We start from the raw sequence: 16101 nt of genomic DNA, 5'->3' as shown, positions 1-16101 counted from the left end.
GCCTGACGAATTTCGCCAGAACACCCGTCAAAGCCAATAAACTGCAGGCATGCCCTTGATTTATATGGCTTTTAGATCTCGCTGACATGCACTCACCCCGATCAGAAGGGCGCGCAATGGCCGCTCCGGACAACGGGACGGCAGGTTCTCCACAAAGTTATCCACAGACTGTGCGCCACCGCACATAGCGTACCCGGGTGTGCGTCAGACGCCGCGCGACTTGCCGGGCGGCACGCGCGCGCGCTAGAGTGGCGGGTTCGACGGCATGCCGGCCGCCCGACGCGGCAGAGGCTTGCCGGCCCGGGCGACCATGCGCGAGCACTTTCGCCGCGCCACTCTTGCCTCATTTTTCGACCGTATTCGAATTCGACTGTCCGGAGAATCGCGTTGATGTTGACCCCGCGTAGTGCGTACGGTGCGCAGTGTGTGCCCGCAACCCGCCCATGAGCGAACTCAGCGACCGTCTCGAAGCGCGCCTCGCGCGCGAATGGCAGCAACGTGGACCGCTCGCATGGGCGCTGACGCCGCTCGCCTGCGTGTTCGGCGCAATCGCGGCCGCGCGACGCGCCGCGTTTTCGCTCGGCTGGCTGAAGTCGGTGCGCGTCGGCGTACCCGTGGTCGTCGTCGGCAACGTGACGGTCGGTGGCACCGGTAAGACGCCGACGGTCATCGCGCTCGTCGAAGCATTGCGCGCCGCGGGCTTCACGCCCGGCATCGTGTCGCGCGGCTATGGCGCGCGCGTGAGCACGCCGACCCAGGTCACGCCGGGCTCGTCGGCGCGTGTCGGTGGAGACGAACCTTTGTTGATCGCGCGCCGCACCGGCGCACCCGTGTGGGTCTGCCCGAATCGTGTCGCCGCCGCCCAGTCGCTATGCGCCGCGCACCGTGACGTCGACGTGATCGTCAGCGACGACGGCCTGCAGCACTATCGCCTCGCGCGCGACGTCGAACTCGTCGTGTTCGATCACCGCCTCGGCGGCAACGGCTTCCTGCTGCCGGCCGGGCCACTGCGCGAGCCGCTGTCGCGCCGCCGCGACGCAACGCTGATCAACGATCCCTACGCGCGCACGCTGCCCGCGTGGCCGAACACCTTCGCACTGCAGCTCACGCCCGGTGATGCGTGGCATCTCGAGAACCCTGCGCTGCGCCGCCCGCTCGCGCAATTCGCCGGTCAGCGCGTGCTGGCCGCGGCCGGCATCGGCGCGCCGGAGCGCTTTTTTGCGACGCTGCGCGCGGCCGGCCTCGCGCCCGCCACGCGCGCGCTACCCGATCACTACGCATTCGAACGCAATCCGTTCACCGACGTCGACGCCGACGCGATCCTGATTACCGAAAAGGATGCGGTAAAATTGGGGTCCTGGCACGACGCGCGCATCTGGGTAGTCCCGGTCGAAGCCGCGCTCGATCATCGCCTCACTGCATTAGTTGTGGAGAAAGTCCGTGGACGCTCGCCTGCTTGAAATCCTCGTCTGCCCGATCTGCAAGGGCCCGCTCAGCTACGACCGCGCCGCGCAGGAACTGATCTGCAACGCGGACAAGCTCGCCTATCCGATCCGCGACGGCATTCCCGTGATGCTGGTCGACGAGGCGCGGCAGACCGTCGAAGGCACGCCGGTCGATCTGAACCCCGGCTCGGTCGCCTGACGCCCCGCATCGCCCACGGCACAAAGCGAGCGCCAATACCAGGGTCCGCCCCGCATGCGCTCCACAATCGATCCACAACCGTTTTCGTCGCTCCGGCTGATATCCGATTCCGCGTGCGCGTCTCGCGCGCGCAGCCTCTTCCTCCGGTCTGATCGCCGCCCGCCCTTGATTCGATGACCCACTCCGCTCCTCATCCGTTTATCGCCGTCGTGCCGGCCCGCCTCGCGTCGACGCGTCTGCCCAACAAGCCGCTCGCGGACATCGGCGGCAAGCCGATGGTCGTGCGCGTCGCGGAGCGCGCGCGCGAATCGGGCGCGCAACAGGTACTGGTCGCGTCGGACGCGCAAGAAGTGCTCGACGCGGCGCACGACTACGGCTTCGACGCGTTGCTCACGCGCGCCGATCATCCGTCGGGCACCGACCGTCTGGCCGAAGTGGCGACACGCTTCGGCTGGAGCGACGACACGATCGTCGTCAACGTGCAGGGCGACGAGCCGCTGATCGATCCGGCGCTCGTGCGCGGCGTCGCCGCGCATCTGGCGACGGCGAACGACTGCGCGATCGCGACGGCCGCACACCCGATCACCGATCCGGCCGAGATTTTCAATCCGAACGTCGTCAAGGTCGTGCCCGATGCGCGCGGCGTGGCGCTGTATTTCTCGCGCGCGCCGATCCCGTGGGCGCGCGACGCATGGCAGGCTCAGTGGCCCAACCTCGCGTCGATGCCCACGCCGCCCGCACCCGCCGTCGTGTATCGGCATATCGGCCTGTATGCGTACCGCGCGAAATTCCTGCGCACGTACCCCGGTCTCGCGATCTCGCCGATCGAGCAGGTCGAAGCGCTCGAACAGCTACGCGCGATGTGGCATGGCGAGCGCATCGCGGTACTCGTCACGCACGACATACCATTGCCCGGCGTCGATACCCCCGCCGATCTCGCGCGCGTACGGGCTTTATTCGGGTCTTGAGGGCAAGAAGCCGTGGCATAATCGAACGGTTATGCGCACCTCCCAGCGCGGGCGACACTCGGGTTATCCCGGTCGCGCCGTTCGGATCTTGCAGCGCCGTCGTATTCGACGTGCAGCGCGAGCTAGCCAACGGTAGCCGATGCGGGTCCTGCGAGAATCGCCGGGAAGCATGCCGCATCAACAAAGAATTTACATAGATCTGGAGATATCCATGCGTTTGATCCTGTTGGGTGCCCCGGGTGCTGGCAAAGGCACTCAGGCCAACTTCATCAAGGAAAAGTTCGGCATTCCGCAAATTTCGACCGGCGACATGCTGCGCGCGGCCGTCAAGGCCGGCACGCCGCTCGGTCTCGAAGCGAAGCGCTTCATGGACGCGGGCGAGCTCGTCACCGACGAGCTGATCATCAACCTCGTCAAAGAGCGCCTGCAGCAGCCGGACTGCGCGAACGGCTACCTGTTCGACGGCTTCCCGCGCACGATTCCGCAAGCGGAGGCGATGAAGCAGGCCGGCGTCGCGATCGACTACGTGCTCGAAATCGACGTGCCGTTCGACGAGATCATCGTGCGCATGAGCGGCCGTCGCTCGCATCCGGCTTCGGGCCGCACGTATCACGTGAAGTTCAATCCGCCGAAGGTCGAAGGCGTTGACGACGTGACCGGCGAGCCGCTGATCCAGCGCGACGACGACAAGGAAGAAACCGTCAAGAAGCGTCTGGAAGTATACGAATCGCAGACCAAGCCGCTGATCGAGTACTACAACAGCTGGGCGACAAGCGGCGACGCGTCGAGTTCGGTGAAGGCGCCGCAATATCGCCGCATTTCGGGCCTCGGCAGCGTCGACGAAATTCGCGCTCGCGCATTTGACGCGTTGAAGTAAGCGTTGCCTGCTGCCCGAGTTCGACGAAAAACCCGCCCGCTTCGGCGGGTTTTTTTATTGACCGTTGCAAAGGAGAAGACATGGATATTCGTGACAACGTGTTCCTGATCACCGGCGGTGCATCGGGCCTCGGCGCCGCCACCGCGCGCCTCCTCGTCGAGAATGGCGGCAAGGTCGTGCTCGCCGATCTGAATCTGGACGCGGGCGAGGCGCTTGCGAACGAACTCGGCGGCGTGTTCGTCAAATGCGACGTGAGCCGCGAAGAGGACGCGCAACAGGCTGTCGAAGCCGCGGCGAAGCTCGGCACGCTGCGCGGTCTCGTCAATTGCGCGGGCGTCGCACCGGCTGCGAAGACCGTCGGCAAGGACGGCGCGCATCCGCTCGATCTGTTCACGCGCACGATCTCGATCAACCTGATCGGCACGTTCAACATGATCCGGCTCGCCGCGGTGCAGATGTCGAAGAACGAGCCGAACGCGGACGGCGAGCGCGGCGTGATCATCAACACGGCATCGGTCGCCGCGTACGACGGCCAGATCGGCCAGGCGGCCTACTCCGCATCGAAGGCTGGCATCGTCGGCATGACGCTGCCGATTGCGCGCGATCTGTCGCGCAACGCGATCCGCGTGATGACGATCGCCCCCGGCATCTTCGAGACGCCGATGCTGCTCGGCATGCCGCAAGAAGTGCAGGACGCGCTCGGCGCGATGGTGCCGTTCCCGCCGCGCCTTGGCAAACCGGCCGAATACGCAATGCTCGCCAAGCAGATCTTCGACAATCCGATGCTGAACGGCGAGGTGATCCGGCTGGACGGCGCGATCCGTATGCAGCCGAAGTAAGGATCGCCTGACGAGCTCAGTCGTCCGGGCGTGGCCCCGCTCCACGGACGGCGAGAAAAAAACGCCTGCACATGCGTGAGGCGTGCAGGCGTTTTGCGCTTCATGACGTTTGACGATAAGCGTCGTTACCCGCCGCCCTCCTGCCGCGCGCGCTGCCTCAACTCGTGCAACTGCGACTCGACCACCGTCGCATCCTCCGCATCGGGACGATCGCCGAGATAGCTCTCGAGGTCCTCGAGCGCGGGCCGAAGATAATCGAGCCGCGCATACGCGAAGCCGCGATCGCGCACTTCCTCGATATTGTCCGGCAGCAAAATGACGAGCCGCTGCTGCACCGCGAGCAGACGCTGCCAGCGCTCGGTTTGCAGATAGATCGCCTTCAGGTTGCGCAACATCCGCGCGACGATCTCGCGCCGCGTGGCCGGCTGCAACAGCATGCGCAGGGCACGCCCGATCGAATCTCCGGCCGACGCGACGTACGGCTCGAGCATCTCGACCATTTCCGCTTCGGACAGGGAATGACCGCTGGTCGGATCGAGCATCACGTCGCCGTCGGGCGTCGTCACGCGCAGCAGGAAGTGGCCCGGAAACGACACTCCGCGCACCGGAATGCCGAATTGCTCGGCCATTTCCAGGTAGAGCACGGCAAGAGAAATCGGAATGCCACGGCGGCGTTTGAGGACGACGTGCAGATGACTGTTGTCGGGGTCGTAGTAATCGTTCAGATTGCTCGCGAAACCGAGTTCGCGGAAAAAGAAACGATTGAGAATGCCGACCTTCTGACGGATGTCGGCATCCTCGGGCATGCGGCGGCGCAGCCGCAACACCAGTTCGTCGATCTCGGCGAGCACCGACTGCAGGTCGAGGTCGGGATAGGCGTCCTGTGCGATCGAGAGCGCCGTCTCGGTCAGCGGCAGACTCTCGTCTTCGGCGACGAGCGTGCTGAAATAATCGAGAACCCGCGACATCGTGATCACTTCACTCGCCTTTTGAAATACGCGTACTTGAAGCCCATCAGCCAAAGCATACCGAAATATAGCGCGGCAAACAGTACGAGGCACGCGCCAAGCAACACGATGCGGCTGACCGGCTGGTTATGCATGCCAATCCAGTCGAAGCTGATCGCGAGCCAGCGCATCACGCCGGCGAGCACGAGGCAGGCACCGAGCAACTGCCCGAGAAACTGGAGCCAGCCGCTCGACGGCACGTAGATGCCGCGTTTGCGCAGACCAATGAACAGCAGCAACGCATTGACGCAAGCGCCGAGTCCGACGCTCAGCGTGAGACCCGCATGCGCGAACACCGGCACGAACACGTAGTTGCTCAACTGCGTGACGATCAGCACGCCGATACCGATTTTCACCGGCGTCTTGATGTCCTGCTTCGCATAGAAGCCCGGCGCGAGGATCTTGATCAGGATCAGACCGATCAGCCCGACGCCATAGGCGGCGAGCGCGCGGCTCACCATTACGACCGCGTTGCCGTCGAATTTGCCGTAGTTGAACAGTACGGCCGTCAGCGGCTGCGCGAAGAAGAACAGCGCAAGCGCGCTCGGCGCGGCGAGCAGAAACGTCACGCGCAGCCCCCAGTCGAGCAGCGACGAATACTCGTGCGAATCGGCATCGACGTGCGCCTTTGACAGACTCGGCAGCAGGATCGTACCGAGGGCGACGCCGAGCAGCGCGGTCGGAAACTCCATCAGCCGGTCGGCGTAGTTGATCCACGACACCGCGCCCGGCCCGATGTGCGACGCGATGTTCGTATTGATGATCAGGCTGATCTGCGCGACCGACACCGCGAACATCGCCGGCACCATCTTCGCGAGCACCCGCTTCACGCCGCGATGCGCAAGCGCACGCAGCGGATTCAGACTGACGCGCGGCACCATGTCGATCTTCTTGAGGCCCGGCAACTGCACCACGAATTGCAGCACCCCGCCGACGATCACCGCCCACGCGAGCGCAAAAACCGGCGTTTTCAGGTGCGGCGCGAGGAACACCGCCGCGAGGATGAAGGCGACGTTCAGCAGTACCGGCGCGAACGCGGGCAGCGAGAAGTTCTTGTACGTATTCAGCACGCCCGACGCCAGCGACGTCAGCGAGATGAAAATGATGTACGGGAACATGATGCGCGTCATCGCGACCGCGAGCTGGTACGCGTGACCCTCGTGCGCAAGGCCGGACGCGACGACGAACACGACGCCCGACGCCCCGACCACGCCGATCAGCGATAGCGCGGCGAGCGCCCACGCGAGCACGGTCGAGGTCGCGTCGACGAGCGCCTTTGTGGCGTCGTGGCCTTGCTGATTCTTGAACTCGGCGAGAATCGGCACGAAGGCCTGGGAGAACGCGCCTTCTGCGGAAATGCGGCGCAGCAGGTTCGGAATGCGAAAGGCGACGTAGAACGCGTCGGTGTATTGACTGGCGCCGAACGCACGGGCGATCAACGTTTCACGGGCCAGTCCGGTCACGCGCGACAGCAGCGTGAAGCCGCTGACCGTCAGCAGGGCTCGGAATAGATTCATGGGGCGCTTATTATACGGGTCCCGCCAGAGGGGACGACGAGCCGGAACGCGTTTCGGACCGACTTCCCGCGCGGACGTTCGCCGCAAGCGGCTGGAAAGCGCGAATTTCTGCTTTTTGGCGGTCTTCTCCGTTCCGCCGGCACGTTTCGCTGGCGCCCTCGCGTGTTTCCGTTGCCACGTGCCTGATTTTGTTGCTATAATCGCCGGTTTCGAGGCTTGCTCTGTTTTCCAACGGTCTTCGGACTGGATTCTCGGGTTGGCGCCGCGCCGTCCGTCAATGCATCCGGATGCCTGAAAACACGGGCCCGCCTTCGCGTAGTTCGATCGATTTTTTCGACACTTTTGCGCCCTTGGGCAATCGCTTCCAGGGGTTCGGATCGAGAAGCAGCACCTCGCCTCTTCAATCAGGCCGGGTACTGGAAACAGGAACAGGATAAGGAACCGTCATGGCTAACTCCGCACAAGCACGCAAGCGCGCCCGCCAGGCCGCGAAGGCAAACTCGCACAACTCGGCACTGCGCTCGAAGTTCCGCACGGCTATCAAGGCTGTCCGCAAGGCAATCGACGCAGGCGACCAGGCTAAGGCCGCTGAAATCTTCAAGGCATCGTCGAAGACCATCGACATCATCGCCGACAAGAACATCATTCACAAGAACAAGGCAGCTCGCCACAAGAGCCGCCTCGCTGCAGCCATCAAGGGTCTGCAAGCGCCCGCAGCGCAGTAATTCCGGTTGGCCCGCTTCGGCGGGCTGCCTCCTGTTTCCGCTGCACAAGAAGCCCGCTTTGGCGGGCTTTTTTGTTTCTGCCTGTCGGGCGAGGGTGCTCTCGCCTTCACGCATGCTGGATGCCAGCCACAAAAAAACCCGCTGCTTGCGGGTTTCTTGTCTCTTTGCCTTTGCCGATCCGGCCAGCTGTGTCAGATCACGTGCCGCTTCGCTTGCGGCGGAGGCGCGTGCTCCAGATCCAGTTCGCACGCCTCGGTAACGACCAGGTCGTTGTCTTTCGCAAAGTTCATAACGAAATCGAAGGCCATCGGCTCGATGTCGCGCAACCGCGAATCGAGAATCACGCACTTGAGGTCGCCGATCATAGTAGGCCGCACGTACAGCGAGTACTGCATATAAGCGTTCGGCCCCTTCCTCACGCCGGGCCCGAACGACGACATCACGCCCGCGAGCCGCTCCGACCAGTCGCTCGGCCGAAACCTTTTTCCCGTCGACGTAATGCCCTGAATGAAATATTCGATTGGAGCTGCTTCGGCCATGTAGGAATACCTGTGTAACTGCCCAGCGCAATGACGGCCAGCTGTCGACGCCAGTTGTGCCCCAGCATCGCCGCAAGCGACATGCACGGCAAGCGCTTGCAGCCACTTGCGACGTATGTGGGACCTGGCGCTAACGCGACAATGACGAACCGCACCACGAGAACCGCTGCGGCGAACCGGCTGAACCGCTCCGGCGCCTGCCTTGACGGCCACACCGTGACAGGCTTTCCGCGCCACGCGAGCCGGCTTTCTTCATGCGGAACGCCGGCCTGCTGGGCTTTGGGATAACCCGTAGATTATAGCGCAGCAGGTCCCTTTCCGCACCGCACACAAGCCCTCTCTGATCGGCCCGAAAAGCCCGATGCGTTGCTTTCCAAGCGCTTTCGCCGCCTTCCAGCCCGACTCGTCAAATGAGGCGAAATCCTTTATGCTGCATTGAGTTACCACCAAACGACGGCGGCGCAGTCCGGCAACCCTGCCGGGTGAGACCGCCGTATTTGTTTCATGACCGCCAAGAAAATTCGCCACTACCTGCAGTTCAAGGATTTCTCGCTGGAAGACTACGAGTACGTGCTCGAACGCGCGCGCATCCTGAAACGCAAATTCAAGAACTACGAGACCTATCACCCGCTGCACGACCGCACGCTGGCGATGATCTTCGAAAAAAATTCGACGCGCACGCGTCTGTCGTTCGAAGCCGGCATCTTCCAGCTCGGCGGTCACGCGGTGTTCATGAGCACGCGCGACACGCAGCTCGGTCGCGGCGAGCCTATCGAAGACGCCGCGCAGGTCATCTCGCGCATGGTCGACATCATCATGATCCGTACGTTCGGCCAGGACATCATCCAGCGCTTCGCCGAGAACTCGCGCGTGCCGGTGATCAACGGGCTCACGAACGAATACCACCCGTGCCAGGTGCTCGCTGACATCTTCACCTACTTCGAGCATCGCGGCCCGATCCGCGACAAGACGGTCGCGTGGGTCGGCGACGCAAACAACATGCTGTACACATGGATCGAAGCCGCGCAGATTCTCGGCTTCAAGCTGCGCCTGTCCACGCCACCCGGCTACAAGCTCGACCGTGCGCTCGTCTCGGCGGAGAGCGCGCCGTTCTACGAAGAATTCGACGACCCGCACGAAGCCTGCGCGGGCGCCGATCTCGTCACCACCGACGTGTGGACCAGCATGGGCTTCGAGGCCGAGAACGAAGCGCGCAAGAAGGCTTTCGCAGACTGGTGCGTCGACGCCGACATGATGGCGCGCGCGAATCCCGACGCGCTCTTCATGCACTGCCTGCCCGCGCACCGCGGCGAGGAAGTCAGCGCGGAAGTGATCGACGGGCCGCAGAGCGTCGTGTGGGATGAGGCGGAGAACCGTCTGCATGTACAGAAGGCGTTGATGGAATACCTGCTGCTCGGCAAGCTCAATCACTGAGCGAGCGTTGCTCCAGACACAAGCCTGAACCGCAGAAGAAAAAAGGCGCCGGGGGATGCGTCCCGGCGCCTTTTTTGCATTCTTCGAGGGCGAAGCCGGCGCTCACAGGCAAACCGGCTCGGCCTCCAGTTCCACGCCGAATCGCTCGAACACGTCGCGTTGGATCGCTCGCGCCAGCGCCAGCAATTGCGTTCCGCTCGCGCCACCGCGATTGACCAGCACCAGCGCCTGCCGCTCATGCACGGCCGCCGCGCCCATCGCGCGCCCCTTCCAGCCGCACCGGTCGATCAGCCAGCCGGCCGCCAGCTTCACCCGGCCATCCGCTTGCGCGTACGACACGATATCCGGCTCGCGGCGCTTCAGCGCCTCGAACTGCGCGGAGTCGATCACCGGATTCTTGAAGAAGCTCCCTGCGTTGCCAAGCTCGAGCGGATCGGGCAGCTTTGCGCGCCGCACGGCGACGACCGCATCGAAAATCGCCTGCGCGGTCGGCTGCACGGCTGCGCCATCCGTTTGCCCGGCGTTTGCGGTATCACCGCGCGCCGCCAGCTCGCGCGCGAGATCCGCATAGCCCGCGCGGGGCTGCCACACCTTCGGCAATCGAAACGTCACCGACGTGATCACGAAGCGCTCGCGCCCTTCCCGCTTGAAAAAGCTGTCTCGATAGCCGAACCCGCAGGCTTCGGCGTCGAGCTCCACCGCCTCGCCGGTCGCGATCTCGATCGCCCGCAGGGACGCGAAGCGCTCGCACATTTCGAGCCCGTACGCGCCGATATTCTGGATCGGCGCCGCGCCGACCGTGCCCGGAATCAGCGCGAGGTTCTCGAGCCCAGGCATGCCCTCCTCCAACGTCCACGCGACGAACTCGTGCCACGTCTCGCCGCCGGCCGCCTCGACGTACCACGCGTGCTGGTCCTCGCGCACCACGCGGCGGCCGCGCAGCGCTACCAGCAGCACGAGCCCGGCGAAGTCGCCGGTCAGCACGACGTTGCTGCCGCCGCCGAGCACGAGGCGCGGCAGGCCGGCGACGCGCGGATCGCGCAGCGCGGCGAGCAACTGCGCCTCACGCTCGATCAGGCACGCGAACTGCGCGCGCACGTCGAAACCGAAGGTGTTGTGGGCCTTCAGCGGGTAGTCGGCCATCAGGGACGCGGCGGCGGGAGCGGCAAATTCGGAATGGGACATCGGAATGGCAACAGGGCAACGACGGGAAACAACGAAAAACGACGACTGACGCGTGTGGCAACCGGAGCGGCGCCGTCCGGCGCGGGCTTGCCCGCCGTCAGGACCCTGCGCGGCGGCCTTGGGCAAAAGGGAGCGGCGTCGGTAAAATGACGTCCGGTCCGTGATTATAGCGAGTGCCTCGCACGCAGCCGGCCGGCGGCGTCGCGCACTGCCGCACTATTGGGAGAATGCAATGCCATCGTTTGACGTCGTCTGCGAAGCGAACATGATCGAAGTCAAGAACGCGATCGAACAGTCCAACAAGGAAATTTCCACGCGTTTCGACTTCAAGGGGTCCGACGCGCGCGTCGAACACAAGGAAAACGAAATCACCGCCTATGCCGACGACGACTTCAAGCTCGGCCAGGTGAAGGACGTGCTGCTGTCGAAAATGGCCAAACGCAACGTCGACGTGCGCTTCCTCGACTACGGCAAGATCGAGAAGATCGGCGGCGACAAGGTCAAGCAGGTCATCAAGATCAAGAAGGGCGTGTCCGGCGATCTGTCGAAGAAAATCGTGCGTCTCGTGAAGGACAGCAAGATCAAGGTGCAGGCCAGCATTCAAGGCGATGCGGTGCGCATCACCGGCGCGAAGCGCGACGATCTGCAAAGCGTGATCGCGATGCTGCGCAAGGACGTGACCGACACGCCGCTTGACTTCAACAACTTCCGCGATTGAGTGGCACGCCGCGCGAGGCTTGCAACAAGCCTCACGCGGGCGTGGAAACGCTTCGAATCAGGCCGGACGAACCGCCCTGCCCATCCATTTCACAGATCGTTGCCCGCCGCTGGACCGGCGACCTTCTTCTTGTCGCCGATGCGGCTCTCCTGCCCCCGCATCAGCTTCGCGATATTGCCGCGATGCCGCCACACGAGCAGCAGGCTCATCGCCAGAATCGCAAGCGCGACGATGCGCGGCCCGAACAGAAACACGTAGAAGAGCGGCGCGAACAGCGCCGAGCACAGCGCCGCGAGCGACGAGTAGCGCGTGAAGAACGCGACGATCAGCCAGGTCAGCAGGGTCGCGACGCCGAGCGTCGGGTTGATCGCGAGCAGCACGCCGGCCGCGGTCGCCACGCCTTTGCCGCCCTTGAAGCGGAAGAAAATCGGATACAGGTGACCGAGAAACACCGCGAGCGACGCAATCGCGATCGAACGCTCGTCGAGCCCGTAACGCGCGCCGAAATGCACGACCAGCCATACGGGTAGCCAGCCCTTGAAGGCATCGCCAATCAGCGTCAGAATCGCGGCCTTCCTGTTGCCGCTGCGCAGCACGTTGGTGGCGCCCGGGTTGCCCGAGCCGTACAAGCGCGGGTCGTCGAGACCCATCGCGGCGCTCACGATCACGGCAAACGACAACGAACCGATCAGATAGGCAACGACAGCGACGATCAGGTTTTGCATCTGAGACTCTTATAAGGATCGCGGTCTGACATTCGACGCCCCAACCGCAACAGGGCATGCCCGCCGAAACGGGGCGGCGCACATTTTACCGAACGCGTACGCGCGAAACACATTCAGGCACACGTCAACGCGCGGATGGGCGTCAGTCCACGCTCGCGCACTGCACCGGCTTTGCCGCCAGCAAATCAGTCAGCGCGTTCGGCTCGATACTGACGAGAAAGCCACGCCGTCCGCCGTTCAGCCAGATTTTGTCCATCTCGAGAATAGTCGACTCGACATACACCGGCATCTGCTTGCGCGTGCCGAACGGCGACGTGCCGCCGATCAGATAACCCGAATGCCGGTTCGCGACGTCGGGCTTGCACGGCTCGACCCGCTTCGCGCCGACCTGCCGCGCGAGATTCTTCGTGCTGACGGTGCGATCGCCGTGCATCAGCACGATCAGCGGCTTCGCGTGTTCGTCTTCCATCACCAGCGTCTTCACGACGTGATGCTCGTCGACGCCGAGCTGGCGCGACGATTCCGCAGTGCCGCCATGCTCGACGTAGTCGTAAGGATGCTCGCCGAACGGGACGCCGTGACGGCGCAGAAACTGCGTGGCGGGCGTTTCGGAGACGTGTCTGGATTTGCTCATCGGCGCATTGTAATGGCGAGTTTGCACAACGGCTATTCGCCGAACGGTCGATTGTGCGGCGTCGGCGCCTGTGGCACGATCGTTCGGGAACATGCCTGCGGTGTGCGGTACTGAGGCAAGGGCAATGATCCGCTTTTAGGAGAGAGAGAGAGTGTTGAACTCAGCCTCATCCAACCGTTGGACGATCGACATCCCCGCGTTGCTCGCCGCCCTGCCCGCGCGCATCAGCGACATTCCCGCGCTCGCCGCCGCGCGCGATCCGCAGCATGTCGCGCTGATCGAAGATGCGCGCCGCCTGACCTACGCACAACTGCGTGAAGCCGTCGATGCCGCCGCCGCGCTGCTGCGCGATTGGGGCGTGCGCGGCGGCGATCGCGTGATGATCGTCGCAGAGAACAGCATCGCGCAGATCGTGCTGCTGTTTGCGACCGCGCAGCTCGATGCATGGGCGCTCGTGTCGAACGCACGGCTATCCGCGGCCGAGCTCGATTCGATCCGTGCGCACGCGCAGCCGCGCGTCGTCGCGTATGCGATCGAAAGCTCGCCCGACGCGCGCCAGCATGCCGAGCGCCATCAGGCAGCACAGGCACCCACGCTGTCGCCGGACATCGGCGCATGGTCGTATGCGGTGGATAGCAGCGTGGAGCGCGAACCGGTCGAAGCCGCCAACGATCGCCAATGCGCGGCGCTGATCTACACGACCGGCACCACCGGCGCGCCGAAGGGCGTGATGCTGTCGCATCGCAATCTGCTTTACATCGCGGCGGTGTCGAGCCGGTTGCGCCGGGTCGGGCCGGACGACGTCGTCTATGCGGTGCTGCCGATCTCGCACGTGTACGGCTTCGCGTCGGTGTGCCTCGGCAGCCTGCATGCGGGCGCGACATTGCGGCTCGCGCCGCGCTTCGCGCCAGAAGCGGTGCGCCGCGCACTGGCCGACGAGCGCGTGTCGATCTTCCAGGGCGTGCCGGCGATGCACGCGAAGCTGCTCGAACATCTGCACACGCACGGCCACGCATGGTCCGCGCCGCGCTTGCGCTTCGCTTATTCGGGCGGCTCACCGCTCGACGCGGCGCTCAAGGCGCAGGCCGAAGCCGTGTACGGCCTGCCGCTGCACAACGGCTACGGCATGACCGAAAGCAGCCCGACCGTGTCGCACACGATGCTCGACGCGCCGCGCAGCGACTGCTCGGCCGGCGAGGTGATTCCCGGCGTCGAGGTGAAGTTCGTCGGGCTCGACGGCGCGGAAGCGGCGCCAGGCGAGATCGGCGAACTGTGGGTGCGCGGGCCGAACGTGATGCTTGGCTACTATCGCAGCCCCGAGCAGACGCGCGCAGCGCTCACCGAAGACGGCTGGCTGAAAACCGGCGACCTCGCGCGGCGTGACGCGGACGATGCGTTGCATATCGTCGGGCGCAGCAAGGAGCTGATCATCCGCTCGGGCTTCAATGTGTATCCGGCCGAGGTCGAGCACGTGCTGAACGCGCATCCGCAAGTCGTGCAGTCGGCGGTGATCGGACGCGCGGTCGAGGGCAACGAGGAAGTGATCGCGTTCGTCGAACTGGTATCAGGCGCGACGGTCACGCCCGCGGAGCTGATCGCGTGGTGCGGTGAACGGCTCGCGCCGTACAAGCGGCCGGCCGAGTTGAAGGTGCTCGCGGCGCTGCCGGCTGCGTCGACCGGGAAGATTCTCAAGCATCGGCTGCGCGAGTTCGTGTGAAACGGCGCGCGCCGTTGCACGCGCCTGCGCTTCGTGGCGCGCTCACCCGCGCGGATGATGCTGCGCGTGCAGCGATTTCAAACGTTCGCGCGCGACGTGCGTGTAGATCTGCGTCGTCGAAATATCGGTGTGGCCGAGCAGCAATTGCACGACGCGCAGATCCGCGCCGTGATTGAGCAGATGGGTCGCGAACGCGTGCCGCAGCGTATGCGGCGACAACGGCGCATGAACGCCCGCCACCTGCGCATGCCGCTTGATGATGTTCCAGAACTGCTGGCGCGTCATGCCTTCCGCGCGCGCCGTCACGAACAGTGCATCGGCCGCGCGCGCGCCGAGCAGCGCCGGGCGCGCGTCGCGCAGATAACGCTCGATCCACGCATGCGCCTCTTCGCCGAACGGAATCAGCCGCTCCTTCGAGCCCTTGCCCGTCACGCGCACGACGCCTTCGTTGAGCCCGACCTCGACGGTTTTCAGTGTGACCAGTTCGGTCACGCGCAAGCCGCTCGCGTACATCAGCTCGAGCATCGTGCGATCACGCAAGCCCAGCGGCGTGCCGATGTCGGGTGCGCCGAGCAACGCTTCGACCTGCGCTTCGCTCAACGTCGACGGAAACCGCGGCGGCTGCTTCGCCGAGCGGATGCGCAAGGTAGGGTCGGCAGCCGCGCGATGCTCGCGCACCGCCCATGCGTAATAGCGGCGAAATACCGACAGCCGGCGGTTCGCCGAGGTCGCCTTGTCCTTTTGCCGCGCCGCGCTGTAGGCGGTCAGGTCCGCTTCGCCCGCGAGGTCGAGCGAGGTGTTGCGCGTGTGCGCGAGCCACTCGCAGAACAGGCGCAAGTCGCGGCGATACGCGTCGAGCGTGTTGCGCGACAGGCCGTGTTCGAGCCACAGCGCGTCGCAGAAGGCGTCGATCGACGTGAAGCTGCTCAGCAGCAGCGGCGAGGCTGCGGGTAGGGCTGGGGCTTCGACAAGTGCGGCGGTAGCGGTGCTGGCGCTCATGCGTACGGCACCCCTTCATGCGCGAGCAGCCAGCGCTTCACGTTGCGAAAGAAGCCGTCGCCGCCATCGTGCGCGAAGCCGCCGATGCCGCTCGAACTCACCACGCGGTGACACGGAATCACGATCGGAAAGAAATTCGCGCCGCACGCCTGGCCGACCGCGCGCGGTGCGCTGCCGAGCTGCTTCGCGAGTTGCCCGTAGGTCAACACGACGCCCGGCGGGATCTCGTTGATCGCCTGCCACACGCGCCGCTGGAACGCGGTGCCGCACTCGGCGAGCGGCAGCTCGAACCTGGCTGAGGCGCGCTCGAAGTAACGCTCGATCTGCTCGGCCGCCTCGCGCGCGAGCGGCGTCGTGGGCGCGACGTTGCTCGCTGAATCGGGTAGATAGACGATCTCACGCACGGCCTCGCCTTCGAGCCGGATGCCGACCTTGCCGAACGGGGCGTCGATCACTGCGTCAAACATGATTGCCTGTTCCTCTTGCGTGCCAACTTACCGGCACAGAATTGCCGTCACCGATTGACAGCCGCCGATTTGCAGCCACCGAATTGCAGCCACCGAATTGCGCCAA

At 64.7% G+C, this 16101-nt stretch carries 17 protein-coding genes; 9 read left to right on the top strand and 8 right to left on the bottom strand.

Annotated features, from left to right (window positions below; all coding sequences use genetic code 11):
• Positions 1-443: 443 nt before the first annotated feature.
• From lpxK to LJ655_RS17465, 5 genes are all read left to right on the top strand, one after another.
• Positions 444-1460 (top strand): tetraacyldisaccharide 4'-kinase, encoded by a 1017-nt coding sequence (lpxK, locus tag LJ655_RS17485; protein ID WP_230562494.1) that lies wholly within the window; start codon positions 444-446, stop codon positions 1458-1460.
• Positions 1441-1644, top strand: coding sequence for a Trm112 family protein (locus tag LJ655_RS17480; RefSeq protein WP_007180583.1), 204 nt, complete (start codon positions 1441-1443; stop codon positions 1642-1644). The genes lpxK and LJ655_RS17480 overlap by 20 nt, the downstream gene beginning before the upstream one ends.
• 173 nt (positions 1645-1817) lie before the next feature.
• Positions 1818-2612, top strand: a complete 795-nt coding sequence (gene kdsB / locus LJ655_RS17475) for a 3-deoxy-manno-octulosonate cytidylyltransferase (protein WP_230562493.1) — start codon at positions 1818-1820, stop codon at positions 2610-2612.
• Between the two features lie 211 nt (positions 2613-2823).
• Positions 2824-3489, top strand: a complete 666-nt coding sequence (adk, locus tag LJ655_RS17470) for an adenylate kinase (protein ID WP_230562492.1) — start codon at positions 2824-2826, stop codon at positions 3487-3489.
• 80 nt (positions 3490-3569) lie between these two features.
• Complete coding sequence (locus LJ655_RS17465; protein WP_230562491.1) at positions 3570-4328, top strand: 3-hydroxyacyl-CoA dehydrogenase; 759 nt, start codon at positions 3570-3572, stop codon at positions 4326-4328.
• Between the two features lie 125 nt (positions 4329-4453).
• Here the strand turns inward: LJ655_RS17465 and LJ655_RS17460 are convergent, their stop codons facing one another.
• On the bottom strand, positions 4454-5296 hold the full coding sequence (locus LJ655_RS17460; protein WP_230562522.1) for a SirB1 family protein: 843 nt from the start codon (positions 5294-5296) through the stop codon (positions 4454-4456).
• A 5-nt stretch (positions 5297-5301) separates the two neighbouring features.
• On the bottom strand, positions 5302-6852 hold the full coding sequence (gene murJ, locus LJ655_RS17455) for a murein biosynthesis integral membrane protein MurJ (RefSeq protein WP_230562490.1): 1551 nt from the start codon (positions 6850-6852) through the stop codon (positions 5302-5304).
• A gap of 446 nt (positions 6853-7298) precedes the next feature.
• On the opposite strand from murJ, the gene rpsT reads away from it, so the two are divergent.
• Positions 7299-7577 carry a 30S ribosomal protein S20 gene (gene rpsT / locus LJ655_RS17450; RefSeq protein ID WP_013090353.1) on the top strand — a complete coding sequence of 93 codons (279 nt, stop codon included), beginning with the start codon at positions 7299-7301 and terminating at the stop codon, positions 7575-7577.
• A gap of 191 nt (positions 7578-7768) precedes the next feature.
• Here rpsT and LJ655_RS17445 read toward each other — a convergent pair whose 3' ends face one another.
• On the bottom strand, positions 7769-8116 hold the full coding sequence (locus LJ655_RS17445; protein ID WP_230562489.1) for a DUF3579 domain-containing protein: 348 nt from the start codon (positions 8114-8116) through the stop codon (positions 7769-7771).
• Between the two features lie 504 nt (positions 8117-8620).
• Here LJ655_RS17445 and argF point away from each other — a divergent pair.
• Positions 8621-9550, top strand: a complete 930-nt coding sequence (gene argF, locus LJ655_RS17440) for an ornithine carbamoyltransferase (RefSeq protein WP_230562488.1) — start codon at positions 8621-8623, stop codon at positions 9548-9550.
• Between the two features lie 102 nt (positions 9551-9652).
• Here argF and murB read toward each other — a convergent pair whose 3' ends face one another.
• Positions 9653-10735, bottom strand: a complete 1083-nt coding sequence (gene murB / locus LJ655_RS17435; RefSeq protein WP_230562487.1) for a UDP-N-acetylmuramate dehydrogenase — start codon at positions 10733-10735, stop codon at positions 9653-9655.
• A 232-nt stretch (positions 10736-10967) separates the two neighbouring features.
• Here murB and LJ655_RS17430 point away from each other — a divergent pair, with 232 nt between their 5' ends.
• Positions 10968-11453, top strand: a complete 486-nt coding sequence (locus LJ655_RS17430; RefSeq protein ID WP_018421633.1) for a YajQ family cyclic di-GMP-binding protein — start codon at positions 10968-10970, stop codon at positions 11451-11453.
• Positions 11454-11542: 89 nt separating this feature from the next.
• Here LJ655_RS17430 and plsY read toward each other — a convergent pair whose 3' ends face one another.
• Complete coding sequence (plsY, locus tag LJ655_RS17425; protein ID WP_230562486.1) at positions 11543-12178, bottom strand: glycerol-3-phosphate 1-O-acyltransferase PlsY; 636 nt, start codon at positions 12176-12178, stop codon at positions 11543-11545.
• Between the two features lie 142 nt (positions 12179-12320).
• A complete protein-coding gene (gene ybaK, locus LJ655_RS17420) occupies positions 12321-12812 on the bottom strand; it encodes a Cys-tRNA(Pro) deacylase (protein ID WP_230562485.1) in 492 nt (163 codons plus the stop codon).
• Positions 12813-12966: 154 nt separating this feature from the next.
• Here ybaK and LJ655_RS17415 point away from each other — a divergent pair, with 154 nt between their 5' ends.
• Complete coding sequence (locus LJ655_RS17415) at positions 12967-14529, top strand: class I adenylate-forming enzyme family protein (protein ID WP_230562521.1); 1563 nt, start codon at positions 12967-12969, stop codon at positions 14527-14529.
• Positions 14530-14571: 42 nt separating this feature from the next.
• On the opposite strand, the gene xerD is transcribed toward LJ655_RS17415, so the two are convergent.
• Both xerD and LJ655_RS17405 read right to left on the bottom strand, forming a co-directional pair.
• The gene (gene xerD, locus LJ655_RS17410; RefSeq protein ID WP_230562484.1) at positions 14572-15528 is read right to left on the bottom strand and encodes a site-specific tyrosine recombinase XerD; all 957 of its coding nucleotides are present in this window, start codon (positions 15526-15528) and stop codon (positions 14572-14574) included.
• On the bottom strand, positions 15525-15995 hold the full coding sequence (locus tag LJ655_RS17405) for a methylated-DNA--[protein]-cysteine S-methyltransferase (protein ID WP_230562483.1): 471 nt from the start codon (positions 15993-15995) through the stop codon (positions 15525-15527). The genes xerD and LJ655_RS17405 overlap by 4 nt, the downstream gene beginning before the upstream one ends.
• Positions 15996-16101: the final 106 nt, after the last annotated feature.

Origin of the sequence: Paraburkholderia translucens (genome assembly GCF_020881035.1) — a bacterium.
In the GTDB taxonomy this organism is placed as follows: domain Bacteria; phylum Pseudomonadota; class Gammaproteobacteria; order Burkholderiales; family Burkholderiaceae; genus Paraburkholderia; species Paraburkholderia translucens.
Note: the sequence above shows the minus strand (reverse complement) of the source record. Positions and strands in the feature narration are given on the sequence as shown.